Genomic DNA, 14,224 nt, shown 5'->3' on the forward strand with positions numbered 1-14,224 from the left:
TCGACGTCGGCATAGTGCGCAGTCGGCCGGTGCATAGGTGTTTGGCAGGTGAATGAGCGTCTGGTTGATGAAGGCGTGAGAGCAACGCAAGTTGCAACGCAATTTTTAACGTAACGGGCTGTGGCGCAGTTGGCCGGGATGCCCGGAGGATATGGAAATGACTGATGTTGTGATCGTATCGGCCGCTCGTACTGCAGTGGGCAAGTTTGGTGGGTCGCTGGCGAAGATTGCCGCACCTGAACTCGGCGCGCTCGCGGTGCGCGCCGTGCTCGAACGGGCCGGCGTGAAGCCGGAACAGGTGAGCGAAGTTATTCTGGGCCAGGTGCTGACGGCGGGCTCCGGTCAGAACCCCGCGCGTCAGGCGCTGATCAAGGCGGGTTTGCCGGCGGCCGTGCCGGGCATGACGATCAACAAGGTCTGCGGCTCGGGTCTGAAGGCCGTGATGCTCGCGGCCAACGCGATCATCGCCGGTGACGCGGACATCGTCGTGGCAGGCGGCCAGGAAAACATGAGCGCCGCGCCGCACGTGCTGCCGGGTTCGCGCGACGGTTTCCGCATGGGCGACGCGAAGCTGATCGACTCGATGATCGTCGACGGCCTGTGGGACGTCTACAACCAGTACCACATGGGCGTGACGGCCGAGAACGTCGCGAAGGAGCACGGCATCACGCGCGAACAGCAGGACGCGTTCGCGGCGCTGTCGCAGAACAAGGCGGAAGCCGCGCAGAAGGCGGGGCGCTTCAACGACGAAATCGTGCCGGTCGAGATTCCGCAACGCAAGGGCGAGCCGCTGCGCTTCACCACCGACGAATTCGTGCGTCATGGCGTGACGGCCGAATCACTCGCGAGCCTGAAGCCGGCGTTCTCGAAGGAAGGCACGGTCACGGCGGCCAACGCATCGGGTCTGAACGACGGCGCAGCCGCGGTGCTCGTGATGTCGCTGAAAAAAGCGGAAGCGCTCGGCCTCACGCCGCTCGCGCGCATCAAGGCATACGCGAACGCGGGTGTCGATCCGAAGGTGATGGGTATGGGCCCGGTACCGGCTTCGCGCCGTTGCCTCGAGCGCGCGGGCTGGACGCCGGCCGATCTCGACCTGATGGAAATCAACGAAGCGTTTGCCGCGCAGGCGCTCGCCGTGCACAAGCAGATGGGCTGGGACACGTCGAAGATCAACGTGAACGGCGGCGCGATCGCGATCGGCCACCCGATCGGCGCGTCCGGTTGCCGGATTCTCGTCACGCTGCTGCACGAAATGCAGAAGCGCGATGCGAAGAAGGGTCTGGCGTCGCTGTGTATCGGCGGCGGCATGGGTGTCGCGCTCGCGGTCGAGCGCGTTTAAAGTACGCTGGGTACGCCGCGCGCACTCGCGACCGGTCGCGCGCGGTCTTCGCCAGCACAGGCATCTGGCCGCGCGGCACGCCAACTGGCGGTGCGGCGCGCTGCAACAGGTGACTCGTGTGCAGTGCGCGTTGCCAGACGGTCGCCCGGCGGCAACGCGAACCAGCATCAGGTGAGGCACGAGGCCGCCGGCAGGCGCCTCGACAACGATAACGGAGTGTGGTTTATGACACAGCGAATTGCGTACGTAACGGGCGGCATGGGCGGCATCGGCACCAGCATCTGCCAGCGTCTGCACAAGGAAGGCTTCAGGGTGATCGCCGGCTGCGGCCCGAATTCGCCGCGCCGTGCGAAGTGGCTCGACGAACAGAAGGTACTCGGCTACGACTTCGTCGCCTCCGAGGGTAACGTCGGTGACTGGCAATCGACCAAGGACGCATTCGACAAGGTCAAGGCCGAAGTCGGCGAGATCGACGTGCTGGTCAACAATGCCGGCATCACGCGCGACGTCGTGTTCCGCAAGATGACGCACGAAGACTGGACGGCGGTGATCGACACCAATCTGACCAGCCTGTTCAACGTCACCAAGCAGGTAATCGACGGCATGGTCGAGCGGGGCTTTGGCCGGGTGATCAACATTTCGTCGGTGAACGGCCAGAAGGGCCAGTTCGGCCAGACCAATTATTCGACCGCGAAGGCCGGCATTCATGGCTTTACGATGTCGCTCGCGCAGGAAGTGGCGACCAAGGGCGTGACGGTCAACACCGTGTCGCCGGGCTACATCGGCACCGACATGGTCAAGGCGATCCGCCCCGACGTGCTGGAAAAAATCGTCGCGACGATTCCGGTGCGCCGCCTCGGTCAGCCGGGCGAAATCGGCTCGATCGTCGCGTGGCTTGCGTCGGAAGAATCGGGCTTCGCCACGGGCGCCGATTTTTCGCTGAACGGCGGCTTGCATATGGGCTGAGCCATCGGCGCGCCGGACCGGAAGGCGGCGCGCTTCGGCTCAGATGGTTTCGCCGGCGTCCCGGCTGCGCAATGGATCCCGTTGCACAGCCCGGACGCCGTTTCCGCGTTTGCTTAACTCGAGCTTAAAGGCGTTACATGACTACTACTACAAAGAAAACGGCCGAACGACTGATCAAGAAATATCCGAATCGTCGGCTCTACGACACCGAGACGAGTACCTACATCACGCTGACTGATGTGAAGCAACTCGTGCTCGATCAGGAAGATTTCAAGGTGATCGATGCCAAAAGCAACGAGGACCTGACGCGCTCGATCCTGCTGCAGATCATTCTCGAAGAAGAGAGCGGCGGCCTGCCGATGTTCTCGTCGTCGATGCTGTCGCAGATCATCCGGTTCTACGGTCATGCGATGCAAGGCATGATGGGCACGTATCTGGAAAAGAACATCCAGGCCTTCATCGACATTCAGGCGAAGCTTGCCGACCAGTCGAAGAATCTCTATGAAGGCAAGGCGATGAACCCCGAAGTCTGGTCGCAGTTCATGAACATGCAGGCGCCGATGATGCAGGGCATGATGACCAGCTACATCGAGCAATCGAAGAACATGTTCGTGCAGATGCAGGAGCAGATGCAGAATCAGGCGAAGACCATGTTCGCCACGTTCCCGTTTACGCCGGGCGGCGCGGTCAATGCGAGCAATGCGAGCAATGCGAGCAATGTGAGCAATGCGCCGGCCACGCCGCAGGCCAATCCGGAGACGGAGAAGAAGTGAAGGAGTGAATGGCGGCGAGCTCGCGGGAGTGCAGCCGCCGACGCGCTACAATGGCGGCCCGCGCGTGGGGACGCTTTTCCGTCGGAACCGGATTCCGGCCGCGGCTCGATGTCCGTTGCGTCCACTGCCGGCACACCGCTGCTTGCGCCGTTACCATTTCTTCCGCTGGGCCCGTCCTATGTTTCAGACCGTCTCCCTGATCGCGTCAGCGTCTTCCGTTGCGAAGGCCGCGCGGCTCATTCTGCTCTGACTCCCTGTTCAGCCACACCGCTCATGAGCCGGCTGTTTCTCGCCCCAATGGAAGGGCTCGCTGACTATGTGCTGCGCGACGTGCTGACGAGCGCGGGCGCTTTCGACGGCTGCGTGTCCGAGTTCATCCGCATCACAGGCTCGCTGCTGCCAACCCGCGTCTACGAGCGCGAGGCGCCCGAAATCCTGCACGCGAGCGTGACCGCCAGCGGCACGCCGATGGTGATCCAGCTGCTCGGCAGCGATCCCGAGTGGATGGCACGCAATGCCGCGTACGCGGCCATGCTGTCGCCCTACGGTATCGACCTGAACTTCGGCTGTCCCGCCAAAGTCGTCAATCAGCACGGCGGCGGCGCGATGCTGCTCGCGAACCCGAAGTTGCTGAACCAGATCGTCTCGGCCGTGCGCGCCGCGGTGCCTGCCGATATCGCGGTGACGGCAAAAATGCGCCTCGGCGTGTCCGACACGTCGCGGGCGATCGAATGCGCGCAGGCGCTCGCGGACGGCGGCGCGGCCTCGCTCGTCGTGCATGCGCGCACGCGCGACGACCGCTATCGGCCGCCGGCGCACTGGGAGTGGATCGCGCGCATCGACGACGCCGTCGACGTGCCCGTCATCGCGAACGGCGAAGTCTGGACGGTGGCGGACTGGCAGCGTTGCCGCTCGGTCAGCGGCTGCGCGGACGTGATGATCGGGCGCGGCGCCGTGTCGGATCCGTTCCTCGCGCAGCGAATCCGCGGGCTCCTCGACCCGTGTCCATCTGCCGACGAATGGCAACAGGTGCTGGGTTCGATCGTCGGCTACATGAACAAACTGCGGGCGCATGGCACGCTGACCCATGAGCACGGCCGCGTCAAGAAGTGGCTCAGCTACCTGCAGCGGACCTGGCCGCAAGCCGCCGAACTGCATGCGGCGATCCGGCGAGTGCAGGACTCTGACGAAATTCTTACGGTAATCGGCCAGGCGCTGGCGGCCGGAGACGCGTCGGCGCCGACGCGTCAGCACGTTTCCAGCGACGAAAATAGCGAGCTGAATCAACCTGGTCCTGCCGAACCCATCCCCGTTTGAAGACTAGAATTCAAAGACTTACGAGCGGTGGCGGTGGCGAACCGCTACAATTCAGGGTTTAACGTCTTCAAGCGGTTCCCCATGTCTTCCACCCCCTCGAACGCTCCGGCCGTGCCGGGCGCCACGCCGAAAGTCGGTTTCGTCTCTCTCGGCTGCCCCAAGGCCCTCGTCGATTCCGAGCAGATCATTACCCAGTTGCGCGCCGAAGGCTACGAAATCTCCGGCACCTATGACGGCGCGGACCTCGTGGTCGTCAACACCTGCGGCTTCATCGACGAAGCCGTGCAGGAAAGCCTCGACGCGATCGGCGAAGCGCTCAACGAAAACGGCAAGGTGATCGTCACCGGTTGCCTCGGCGCGAAGAAGAGTGCGAGCGGCTCGGGGCTGATCGAGGAAGTGCATCCGAAGGTGCTCGCGGTGACCGGCCCGCACGCGCTCGGCGAGGTGATGCAGGCGGTGCACAGCCATCTGCCGAAGCCGCACGATCCGTTCGTCGATCTGGTGCCCGCCGCGGGCGTCAAGCTCACGCCGCGCCACTACGCGTACCTGAAGATTTCCGAAGGCTGCAATCACCGCTGCACGTTCTGCATCATCCCGTCGATGCGCGGCGATCTGGTGTCGCGCCCGGTCGCGGAAGTGATGCTCGAGGCGGAGAACCTGTTCAAGTCCGGCGTGAAGGAACTGCTCGTGATCTCGCAGGACACGAGCGCATATGGCGTCGACGTCAAATACCGCACCGGTTTCTGGAACGGCAAGCCGATCAAGACGCGCATGACGGATCTGGTCGCCGCGCTCGGCGAACTCGCCGCGCAATACGGTGCGTGGGTGCGTCTGCATTACGTGTATCCGTATCCGAGCGTCGACGAAGTGATTCCGATGATGGCCGAGGGTCCGTACAAGGGCCACGTGCTGCCGTATCTCGACGTGCCGTTCCAGCACGCGCATCCGGAAGTGCTGAAGCGCATGAAGCGCCCGGCCAACGCCGGGAAGGTGATGGAGCGCGTCAAGGCCTGGCGCGAGATCTGCCCCGATCTGACGATCCGCAGCACGTTCATCGCCGGCTTTCCGGGCGAGACCGAAGAGCAGTTCGAGACGCTGCTCGATTTCATCCGCGAGGCGGAGCTCGATCGCGTCGGCTGTTTCGCGTATTCGCCGGTCGAAGGCGCGAGCGCGAATGAACTCGACGGCGCGCTGCCCGATGAAGTGCGTGAGGAACGTCGCGCGCGCTTCATGGAAGTGGCCGAGCAGGTGTCGGCCAAGCGCATCGCGAGGAAGGTCGGCAAGACGCTGAAGGTGCTCGTCGACGAAATCAACGCGGACGGCGGCATCGGCCGCACCGCGGCGGATGCGCCGGAGATCGACGGCGTCGTCTATATCGCGCCGTCCGCCAAGGCGTCGAAGCGCTACAAGGTCGGCGATTTCGTATCGGTGAAGATCACCGGCGCGGACGGCCACGATTTGTGGGGCGAGGTCTAAGCGATGACGCACAGCGCGGCCGCACAGCCTGAAGCTCACACACCGGACATCCTCGCGCTCGGCGAGGCGATGATCGAATTCAACCAGTCGGCGAAGGATCAACCGAACTACCTGCAAGGCTTCGGCGGCGACACGTCGAACTTCTGCATCGCGGCCGCGCGCCAGGGTGTGAGGACCGGCTTCGTGTCGGCGGTCGGCGCCGATCATTTCGGACGCCTGCTGGTCGATCTGTGGGAGCGCGAGCAGGTCGACACGTCGTTCGTGCGCATCGATGCGCAGGCGTCGACCGGCGTCTATTTCGTGTCTCACGGCCCCAACGGCCACGCGTTCGACTATCTGCGCGCGGGCTCGGCGGCGAGCCGCTATGCACCCGCCGATCTGCCGCGCGACGCGCTCGCGGCGGCGAAGGTCGTCCATCTGTCCGGCATCAGTCTCGCGATCAGCGTCAGCGCCTGCGACGCCGCGCTCGAAGCGATCGCGCATGCGCGCGCGAATGGCGCGCGCGTGAGCTTCGACACCAATCTGCGTCTTAAGCTGTGGCCGCTGGCGCGGGCGCGCGCGGTGATGCTCGAGGCGATCCGCCAGACTGACATCTGCCTGCCGAGCTGGGACGATGTGACCGAACTGACGGGGCTGACCGGCCGTGACGAGATCGTCGATTTTCTGCTGTCGCATGGGCCGGGCGTGGTCGCGCTGAAGCTCGGCAAGGACGGCTCGTATATCGCGACGCCGAACGAGCGGCGCGTCGTGCCGGGCCACGTCGTCGACGCGGTCGATGCGACCGGCGCCGGCGACTGCTTCGGCGGCGCCTTTATCGCGCGCATCGTCGCGGGCGACGATCCATTTGCCGCCGCGCGCTACGCGAACGTTGCCGCCGCGCTGTCCACGCAAGGTTATGGCGCGGTCGCGCCGATTCCGTCGCGCGAGACCGTCGAGCGGCGGCTGGCGAACTAGGTTTTACGTAAGCCGCGCGCGGCGCAGCATGGCCCGCGCTGGTGCAATCATCCAGGCAGACTGGAGAGACAACAGGAGGGACAGGCGATGCAACGGGACGTAGTGGTGGTAAGTGGTGTGCGCACGGCAATCGGCACGTTCGGCGGCAGCCTGAAGGATTTCGCGCCGACCGATCTCGGCGCGCGCGTGGTGCGCGAAGTGCTCGAGCGCGCGAGCGTGTCGGGCGACGAAGTCGAACACGTCGTGTTCGGCAACGTCGTGCACACCGAGCCGAAAGACATGTATCTCGCGCGCGTCGCGGCGATCAACGGCGGGGTCGCGCAGCATACGCCCGCGCTGACCGTGAACCGGCTGTGCGGCTCGGGCTTGCAGGCCATCGTGTCGGCCGCGCAAAGCGTGCTGCTCGGCGATGCCGATATCGCGATCGGCGGAGGCGCTGAAAACATGAGCCGCGCGCCTTACTCGATGCCGGCCGCGCGCTTCGGACAGCGCATGGGCGACGCGCGTCTCGTCGACATGATGGTCGGCGCGCTCAACGATCCTTTCCAGTCGATCCACATGGGCGTGACCGCCGAGAACGTCGCGCGCAAGTACGAGATCTCGCGCGACGCCCAGGACGCGCTCGCGCTCGAGTCGCATCGTCGCGCGGCCCACGCGATCACGAGCGGCTACTTCAAGGAACAGATTCTGCCGATCACGATTGCGTCGAAGAAGGGCGACGTCGTGTTCGACACCGACGAGCACGCGCGGCTGAACGCAACCGCGGAAGACTTCTCGAAGCTGAAGCCGGTGTTCGTAAAGGACAACGGCACGGTGACGGCGGGCAACGCGTCGGGCATCAACGACGCGGCCGCGGCCGTCGTACTGATGGAGCGTAGCGTCGCCGAGCGGCGCGGCGTGAAGCCGTTGGCGCGACTCGTGTCGTACGCGCATGCGGGCGTCGATCCGGCGTATATGGGCATCGGCCCGGTGCCGGCGAGTCGCAAGGCGCTCGAGCGGGCGGGTCTCACGGTCGCCGATCTCGACGTGATCGAGGCCAACGAGGCATTCGCCGCGCAGGCCTGCGCGGTCAGCAAGGAGCTCGGCTTCGATCCGGCCAAGGTCAATCCGAACGGCTCGGGCATTTCGCTCGGCCATCCGATCGGCGCGACCGGCGCGCTGATCACCGTGAAGGCGCTGTACGAGCTGCAGCGCATCGGCGGGCGCTATGCGCTCGTCACGATGTGCATCGGCGGCGGGCAGGGGATCGCGGCGATTTTCGAGCGTCTGTGACCGCGCACGGCAGGCCGGCGCGACATAGGTAGCAAGCAGGAACCAGCAACAAGGATCGACGGGATGCAGGAAGCGAAAGTGACGAAGGGTTCGGCAACGCGCACGTTGCGCCTGCGCGCCGGCGTGGTGGTGAGCGCCGCCGCGCTGTTGTGCACGGGCACGGTGCTGTGGATGCCGTCGCAGGCGTGGGCGGAAAGCGATGCGGTCAAGGCACTGGCCGCGCCGCCGCCGATCCAGCTGCCGCTGAAACCGAGCCCCGAGTTCGCGAAGTTTCCGCGCTACGTGGGCACGCTCGGCGCGCGGCCGATCGTGCTGCGGCTCGGGCCCAAGACCGACGATCCATCAGGCGTGCACGGCGAGTATCAGTACACGGATAGCGGCGAGGTGATTCTGATCGCTGGCGATCGCGACGGCGATACGCTCGAAGTCGAGGAATCGAACGACGGCACGCATATCACCGGCAACTGGGTCGGCAAGTTCGCGGCGGACGGCTCGCTCGAAGGCGACCGCATGAACGTCGACGATTCGAACCCGCAGGAATTCAACCTGAAGCCGCTGGCGGCAGGGCAGGCGGTGCCGGTGACCGGTTCGGCCGGCGGTGCGGCGGCGAGGCCTGCAGCCCCCTCACCGCAACCGGCCGCGGCCAACGGCGCAGCGGCGGCTCCCGCGCCGGCATCCGCTGCCGGGGGGCACCCAGTGGGCGGCGTCAGCAACCTGCAAACGGGCTACTGATGCGCACGCGCGCCGGGCATCCGGAATCGCGCAGCGCGGCCGTTGCTTCAGGCTCGCTTCACTATGTTTTTCATCGAGCTTCACATGACTGAATCCAAATTCAAACATGGCCTGCAGACCCGCATCGTGCGTGCCGAGGACCAGATCACGCCGGGCTTCGAATCGTTCTCGACGCCCGTCACGCGCGCGTCGACGGTGGTGTTTCCCGACCTCGCCGCGATGCGCGCGCTCGACTGGAAAAACGACGCGCAATGGCGCTACGGCCTGCATGCGACGCCGACGCAGATCGCGCTCGCTCAGCGCCTCGCCGCGATCGAGGGCGGCAATCATGCGCTGCTGCAGCCGTCGGGGCTGTCGTCGATCTCGAACGTCTACTTCGGGCTCGTGAAGGCCGGCGACGACGTGCTGATTCCCGATAACGTGTACTCGCCGAACCGCGACCACGGCGACTGGCTCGCGCGCGATTTCGGTATCACGGCGCGCTACTACGATCCGCTGATCGGCGCGGGCATCGCCAGTCTGATCCAGCCGAACACACGCCTGATCTGGATCGAGGCGCCCGGCTCGGTGACGATGGAAGTGCCCGACGTACCGGCCATCACGGCGGCGGCGCGCGCGCGCAAGATCGTCACCGCGATCGACAACACGTGGTCCGCGGGCCTCGCGTTCCGGCCGTTCGACCATGGCGTCGACATCTCGGTGCAGGCGCTGACCAAATACCAGTCGGGCGGCGGCGACGTGCTGATGGGCGCGACGATCACGGTCGAGCGCGACGTGCATGTGAAGCTGAAGGCGGCGCGCATGCGCATGGGCATCGGCGTGTCCTCGGACGACTGCTCGCTGATCCTGCGCAGCCTGCCGAGCATGCAGTTGCGTTTCGCGCAGCACGATCGCGTGGCGCTGTCGCTCGCGACGTGGTTGAAGAGCCGGCCGGAAATCGTCGCGGTGTTGCATCCGGCGCTCGCCGACTGTCCGGGGCACGAAGTGTACAAGCGCGATTTCAGCGGCGCGGGCGGACTGTTCTCGGTGGTGTTCGACGAACGGTACAGCGCGGCGCGGATCGACACGTTTTGCGAGTCACTCGAACTGTTTTCGCTCGGCTGGAGCTGGGGCGGCGCGCATAGCCTCGCGATGCCGTACGACATCGCGTCGATGCGCACTGCGGCGCAGTGGCCGCGTCGCGGCACGTTGGTGCGCTTCTATATCGGTCTGGAAGACGAGGCGGACCTGCGTGCGGATATCGAGCAGAGCCTGGCCAAGCTGGCTTAACACGCGTTAGCCCTGTTCGACACGTTGTTCGAGAAGCCCGCCGGGATGTGTTCCCGGCGGGCTTTTTTGTTGCCCTGAGTATCAGGCAGACCCGACCGTTCGGCCGAATGTTCGATGCCGCGGCGCGACGCTACGATCGTGTGCTTGCCGGATAACGTTGCGGCGCTCGGTGGAGGGGCTTGGATGAATCTTTTCTTCTGGCTGTTGCTGAACCTTGCGGTGCCGATTGCCGCCGTTATCGATCACCGGCAGACCGAGTCCGTGGTTGGCGCGCTATCACGTGGGGCGATAGGCACGTCAATTTTCATGACCTGCCTGGCGGCGCTTCTATCCGCGGCCCTGCACATTTACCTCAATTAGTTTTATTGGATAGTGCAGCTCTTATACTTGTTCTGTCTTGTGGAGGAGCTTATGAAACAATTTATCCTGTCATTGGAAATAGGCAAAAATCACGATCGCATCATGAAGGGCGTGTTGATCTTCAGCATCCTGATTTCCATCGGCATGTTCGCGCTGTTCCTGCCGGCCATTTTCAACAGATAACGCAACGGTTCGCGCGGCTCGCTAGCGCGTCGGTCGTTGTGCCGGCGCGAGCGATAACGGATCCCTCGAGCGCCAGCCTCAAACCAACCGCAGCAAACCGTCCAGTCCAACGAAATTGAACGACACGCTGGCTGCTTCCCGCACCACCGGCTTCGCCCGGAATGCAACGGAGAGTCCCGCTTCGGCCATCATTTTCAGATCGTTCGAGCCGTCGCCCATCGCAATTGCGCGCGACGGTTCGATGCCGAGCGTCGCGCAGGTTTCGCGCAGCGTGCGCGCTTTCACCTCGGCATTGACGATCTCGCCCATCACATTGCCGGTCAGCTTGCCGTCGATGATTTCAAGCGTGTTCGCGCGCGTGAAATCGAGCCCAAGGCGCGTCTTCAGCTTCGCGGTGAAGAACGTGAAGCCGCCCGACACGAGCAGCGTTTTCAGGCCCGCCTGTTTCGCGCCGGCCAGCATGCGTTCGGCGCCCGGCGACAACCGCAGCCGCTCCTCGTACACGCGCTCGAGCGCGCTGGCGTCGAGCCCTTTCAGCAGCGCGACCCGACGAATCAGGCTCTCGTTGAAGTCCTTGATCTCACCGCGCATCGCAGCCTCGGTGATCGCCGCGACTTCGGCTTTGAGCCCGCAGAAATCGGCGATTTCGTCGATGCACTCGATCGTGATCAGCGTCGAATCCATGTCCATCGCGACGAGGCCGAAGTCGCTCAACTGGCGGCCGGTTTCGACAAACGCGTAGTCGAGTCGATGCGCATAGCAATACGCTTCGACGTCAGCGCGTTGCGCGAGGTTCGCGTCGGCGATGCGAATCGCGTGCTCGTCGATGACGGCGGCGTGCGAGCCGCGTGCGAGCGCGACGAGCGTTTTGTGGTGGTCGGCGGAAAGGGGGGCGACGCTTTGAATGACGAGGTTCATGGACGACCGGTGACGCAGGAAGAAAGAGGCGCGTGGCGCGCGGAAAATCCCGCTATTGTATCGGTTCTGTGCGTTGGCCCGTCGCAGGCGGCTGGTCGTCGCGTTGGCTGAAGCCGGCGATCGGCGCATCGCCGTAACGGAGCAGGCCGAACGAATACGGTCACACGAACCCACCACCCCACACGGGCGCAACAAGACGCCCCACGGAGACAACGCATGACCCCGGCAACCGCCAGCGAGGCATCCTCCCTTGCCCGCGACTTCGATCTGCGTCATCTGAGCCCGGCGTTCTACGCCGATCCCTATCCGGTCTATCACGCACTGCGCAGCTATGAGCCAATCCGGCGCATGCCCGACGGCTCGCTGTTCCTGACGCGCTTTCGCGACGTGCAGGCGGTCTACCGCGACCCCAAGACCTTCAGCTCCGACAAGACCGTCGAGTTCCGCCCGAAATACGGTGACTCTCTCCTCTACGCGCATCACACCACGAGTCTCGTGTTCAACGATCCACCGCGCCATACGCGGGTGCGCAAGCTGATCGCCGGCGCGCTGACCGCGCGCGCGATCGCGGCGATGGAGCCCGCGCTGATCCGGCTCGTCGACGGCCTGCTCGATGCGGCCGCGCAGCGCGGGCGTATCGATCTGATCGGCGAATTCGCGGCGGCGATTCCGGTCGAGGTCATCGGCAATCTGCTCGACGTGCCGCACGATGAACGCGCGCCGCTGCGCGACTGGTCGCTCGCGATACTGGGCGCGCTCGAGCCGTCGCTGACCGACGCGCAGTTCGAGCGCGGCAATCGCGCGGTCAGCGAATTCGTCGACTATCTGCGCGGCCTCGTCGCACGACGCCGCCGCGAGCCGGGCGATCCGCAGCACGACGTGCTCACGCGGCTGATCCAGGGGGAGGGGCCGGACCAGCAGCTATCTGAAGCCGAACTGCTGCAGAACTGCATTTTCATCCTGAACGCCGGGCACGAAACGACCACCAACCTGATCGGCAACGGGCTCGTCACGCTGAGCGAGTGGCCTGACGAGCGTGCCGCGCTGCTGCGCGAGCCGGAGTTGATCGGCACCGCGGTCGAGGAGTGCTTGCGCTTCGAGAGTTCGAACCAGCTCGGCAATCGCATGGCCACCGTCGATACCGAGATCGGCGGCGTCGCGCTCGCGCGCGGCACGCCGGTCACGCTGTGCATCGGCGCGGCCAATCGCGATCCCGAGCAGTTTGCCGAGCCGGACCGCTTCGATATTCGCCGCGACCCGAACCGGCATCTCGCGTTCGGGTTCGGGATTCATCAGTGCGCGGGTCTGTCGCTGGCGCGGCTGGAGGCGCGGATTGCGATCGGGCGCTTCGTGCAGCGCTTCCCGGCGTATCGCGTCGATGGTGAGCCGACGCGGGGCGCTCGCGTGCGGTTTCGCGGGTTTGCGTCGGTACCGGTCCTGCTCGAGCCTTGATGCGGGCGCCGCGTAGACCGCGCGCACGAGGAAAACCGTAGGTTTTGCCGCCTCGTCGCAAGACTTACAACCCCATGACAGCACGCCGCCGAGCCGACCCGCTCCTGCTTTACGCGTGGCAGCAGTGTCGAGCGCGCCGAAACGCGGGCACGCTTGCTGCTTCGCCTGATATCTCACGGCCATGGGACAGGGGAGCGCGCGATGGCACACATGATCTGGAGGGGCGCAATCAGTTTCGGGCTCGTCCACGTACCGGTGCAGCTTTATCCGGCGACGCAGTCGGAGAAGGTCGGCTTCAATCTGCTCGACAAGCGCACGATCGATCCGATCGGCTACAAGCAGTTCAACAAGCGGACCGGCAAGGACGTGAGCCGCGACAACATCGTGCGCGGCTTCGAGTACGAGAAGGATCGCTACGTCGTGCTGTCTGACGACGAAATCCGCTCGGCGAACCCCGAGTCGACGCAGACGGTCGACATCCTCGCGTTCGTCGACGCCCCCGACATCTCGTTTCTCTATCTCGATACGCCGTATTTCCTGACGCCCGACCGCAAGGGTGAAAAAGTCTATGCGCTGTTGCGCGAGGCGATGACGGCGTCGGGCAAGATCGGCGTCGCGAGTGTCGTGCTGCACAACAAGCAGCATCTGGCGGCGCTGATTCCGCTCGGTCCGATGCTCGCGCTGAACACACTGCGCTGGGCCGACGAGGTGCGCAATTTCGACGAATTCAACGTGCCGCCCGAAGGCATGAAGGCGGCCGGCGTGTCGGCGAAAGAACTCGACATGGCGAAAAAGCTGATCGACGACATGAGCGAGACGTGGGACCCGATGCAGTATCACGATACGTTTCGCGACGACATCATGGCGCTCGTCGAGCGCAAGATCCAGGCGGGCAAGACCGAGGAGGTCGTCGAGGTCGAAACGCCGCACGAGTCGCGCAAGTCCGCCGACATTCTCGACCTGTCCGATCTGCTGCGCCGCAGTCTTGGCCGCGGCAAGGGCAAGCAGGCCACCACGGGCCGCAAGCGCGCCGCCGACGAGGACGAGGATCAGAGCGATAGCGAGGCCGAGTCCGATGAAGAGGCGGCCGCGCCCGCGCGCAAAAAGCCGCGCGCGGCAAGCACGGCGCGTAGTCGCAGCGGTAGCGGCGGCACCGGGCGCGCGACGTCGAAAACCACCGCAACGTCCCGCAAACGGCGCGCGGCGGCCTGAG

14 protein-coding genes are annotated in these 14,224 nt (G+C 65.0%); 13 read left to right on the forward strand and 1 reads right to left on the reverse strand.

Translation table 11 applies throughout. The features are described from left to right. The first annotated feature begins 157 nt into the window (after positions 1–157). The 11 genes from OKW26_RS24380 (at position 158) to OKW26_RS24430 (ending at position 10,641) form a co-directional block, all read left to right on the forward strand. Complete coding sequence (locus tag OKW26_RS24380) at positions 158–1,339, forward strand: acetyl-CoA C-acetyltransferase (RefSeq protein WP_184043870.1); 1,182 nt, start codon at positions 158–160, stop codon at positions 1,337–1,339. Positions 1,340–1,564: 225 nt separating this feature from the next. Beyond that, positions 1,565–2,305: a 3-ketoacyl-ACP reductase gene (locus tag OKW26_RS24385; RefSeq protein ID WP_184003457.1), complete on the forward strand. Its 741-nt coding sequence runs from the start codon at positions 1,565–1,567 to the stop codon at positions 2,303–2,305. A 137-nt stretch (positions 2,306–2,442) separates the two neighbouring features. Then, entirely contained in the window at positions 2,443–3,078 is a 636-nt protein-coding gene (gene phaR / locus OKW26_RS24390; RefSeq protein WP_429355473.1) for a polyhydroxyalkanoate synthesis repressor PhaR, read from the forward strand. A 273-nt stretch (positions 3,079–3,351) separates the two neighbouring features. After that, on the forward strand, positions 3,352–4,395 hold the full coding sequence (locus OKW26_RS24395) for a tRNA dihydrouridine synthase (protein ID WP_429355474.1): 1,044 nt from the start codon (positions 3,352–3,354) through the stop codon (positions 4,393–4,395). A gap of 81 nt (positions 4,396–4,476) precedes the next feature. Then, positions 4,477–5,871: a 30S ribosomal protein S12 methylthiotransferase RimO gene (gene rimO / locus OKW26_RS24400; RefSeq protein ID WP_184043864.1), complete on the forward strand. Its 1,395-nt coding sequence runs from the start codon at positions 4,477–4,479 to the stop codon at positions 5,869–5,871. 3 nt (positions 5,872–5,874) lie between these two features. Next, positions 5,875–6,825, forward strand: coding sequence for a sugar kinase (locus OKW26_RS24405; protein ID WP_429355475.1), 951 nt, complete (start codon positions 5,875–5,877; stop codon positions 6,823–6,825). A gap of 87 nt (positions 6,826–6,912) precedes the next feature. Beyond that, positions 6,913–8,097, forward strand: coding sequence for a beta-ketothiolase BktB (gene bktB, locus OKW26_RS24410; RefSeq protein WP_090804666.1), 1,185 nt, complete (start codon positions 6,913–6,915; stop codon positions 8,095–8,097). A 63-nt stretch (positions 8,098–8,160) separates the two neighbouring features. Continuing rightward, entirely contained in the window at positions 8,161–8,829 is a 669-nt protein-coding gene (locus OKW26_RS24415) for a hypothetical protein (RefSeq protein WP_429355476.1), read from the forward strand. Positions 8,830–8,913: 84 nt separating this feature from the next. Beyond that, positions 8,914–10,098: a cystathionine beta-lyase gene (locus OKW26_RS24420; RefSeq protein ID WP_429355477.1), complete on the forward strand. Its 1,185-nt coding sequence runs from the start codon at positions 8,914–8,916 to the stop codon at positions 10,096–10,098. A 183-nt stretch (positions 10,099–10,281) separates the two neighbouring features. Beyond that, positions 10,282–10,458 carry a hypothetical protein gene (locus OKW26_RS24425; RefSeq protein WP_184065081.1) on the forward strand — a complete coding sequence of 59 codons (177 nt, stop codon included), beginning with the start codon at positions 10,282–10,284 and terminating at the stop codon, positions 10,456–10,458. A 51-nt stretch (positions 10,459–10,509) separates the two neighbouring features. Then, on the forward strand, positions 10,510–10,641 hold the full coding sequence (locus tag OKW26_RS24430) for a hypothetical protein (RefSeq protein ID WP_260321381.1): 132 nt from the start codon (positions 10,510–10,512) through the stop codon (positions 10,639–10,641). Positions 10,642–10,719: 78 nt separating this feature from the next. Here the strand turns inward: OKW26_RS24430 and serB are convergent, their stop codons facing one another. Further along, the gene (serB, locus tag OKW26_RS24435) at positions 10,720–11,559 is read right to left on the reverse strand and encodes a phosphoserine phosphatase SerB (protein WP_429355478.1); all 840 of its coding nucleotides are present in this window, start codon (positions 11,557–11,559) and stop codon (positions 10,720–10,722) included. 216 nt (positions 11,560–11,775) lie between these two features. Between serB and OKW26_RS24440 the strand changes: the two genes are divergently transcribed. Further along, positions 11,776–13,011, forward strand: a complete 1,236-nt coding sequence (locus OKW26_RS24440; protein WP_429355479.1) for a cytochrome P450 — start codon at positions 11,776–11,778, stop codon at positions 13,009–13,011. A 201-nt stretch (positions 13,012–13,212) separates the two neighbouring features. Next, positions 13,213–14,223, forward strand: a complete 1,011-nt coding sequence (locus tag OKW26_RS24445; RefSeq protein WP_429355480.1) for a Ku protein — start codon at positions 13,213–13,215, stop codon at positions 14,221–14,223. Position 14,224 lies beyond the last annotated feature (1 nt).

It is taken from the genome of Paraburkholderia sp. 32 (assembly GCF_050435345.1).
GTDB classification, from domain to species: Bacteria; Pseudomonadota; Gammaproteobacteria; order Burkholderiales; family Burkholderiaceae; genus Paraburkholderia; species Paraburkholderia tuberum.